General features: G+C 31.1%; 1 protein-coding gene and 1 pseudogene. Both read right to left on the reverse strand.

The features are described from left to right. Positions 1-679 precede the first annotated feature (679 nt). Entirely contained in the window at positions 680-1,267 is a 588-nt protein-coding gene (locus ACFIKE_RS10520) for a LysE family translocator (protein ID WP_375649838.1), read from the reverse strand. Between the two features lie 110 nt (positions 1,268-1,377). Beyond that, a pseudogene (locus ACFIKE_RS10525) lies at positions 1,378-1,464 on the reverse strand (2-hydroxyhepta-2,4-diene-1,7-dioate isomerase); the annotation flags it as partial.

The raw sequence follows: 1,464 nt of genomic DNA on the forward strand, positions 1-1,464 counted from the left end.
AAATTACACTAAAAAATGCATCATTCTGTATCGAAGCATGATATAAATGAGGTGTAAAGGAAAAAAACGTTTTTTATGATTTTATGTGGATAAAGAAAAGAATATGGTTTTAGAAATATGGTTTTGAAAAAGAGGATATTTTCCCAGATATTTGAATAGGGAGCTTTTTATTGTTATTAATAACCAATAATTGGTTCATTAAAAGACTTGGGGGCTTTTAAAATTATTTCAGAAAGTTGTCAGGAGTTTTTATGATTTTCTGAAATTTATAGTTTATAATCAGTGCATTGTTTGTTGTTATTCATAATGGTGAGAGTTTTAATTTTTGCTCAAATCGCGCTCGAGAGTTCTCATCTTAGTTTAAGAAACAGTTTTTAATGATAGACAATTAAAATGATTTTTTTGTTTGTATGATGCTATCATAAATCAAAAAGTTACTTTTGTTTCATAAACGAAAAGAGGAATATCATAGCTCATTTCTTTTAAAATGATGAATAAGGATTTTGTTTAGATATTGATAACATTTTATAAAACATTGCGAGAAATTCACATTGTTTACACAAAAGTCCTTGAGACTATGATAAAGAAATGCAGCGTAACTCAGTTATATAAAGAAAAAAAGAACAGGGGATTGTATAAGCTCTGTTAGGGGTTGAGCTATTCATAGTAAGAGACAGAATCAGGAAAAGATTTCTCTATTAGCCTTGCAATTTGTTATCAAAAGATGAAACGTTCCAAAGAAAATAAAAAAAGAAAACAGAGATAAAACTGTTCCTGTTGCGATATTAATCGAGCCTTTTACCCGCTGCTTTTTTAAAGCGGTGCTGGCAAATGATATAAAAATAGTCATTAAAGTAAACCATGCAAAGATATTGAAGGAATGTATGGTTACAAGTTCAAAGCCTTTTTTAATTCCACCGCCAGAAGACAAAAATTTTGGGAAGTCCGCTATATAGAATATTGATACTTTGGGGTTTAGTACTTGTGTCAGAAAGCCGTCTCTGTAGCTGGTTAAAAGCTTTGTTTTACTCGTAGCATGCTTTTCATTCGTTGATATTCTTTCTTTTGAATTTAAGCTGTGTATTCCAGATTTAATCGATTTAATGCCCATGTATAATAAATAGCTGCTACCCATAAGTTTTACTAAAAAAACAGCGTTTTGTTGTTGAGAATGAGCGCTGATACACTTAGGTATGGAAAATGCCCCATGCACATATGTTGCTATACACAATCCTAAAACGTTTAAAAATGCGTCCTTTCTTCCCAATCTCGTTGCATTATCGATGATAAGGACCGCATTCGGTCTCGGTAAGATGACTAAAATTAAGTGAGATGACTAAAAAAATGAAACAATGAAAAAGGCCAGTATTTGATGTTTCATTTTACTTTTAGCTCTGAAATTAATTGATCTTTGAGATATAATTCTATTCTGTCAAACTGAGAAAGTTTTCCTTCCCCCTGTGG

This window comes from Bartonella sp. MU70NMGDW (genome assembly GCF_042194085.1).
Lineage (GTDB): Bacteria > Pseudomonadota > Alphaproteobacteria > Rhizobiales > Rhizobiaceae > Bartonella > Bartonella grahamii.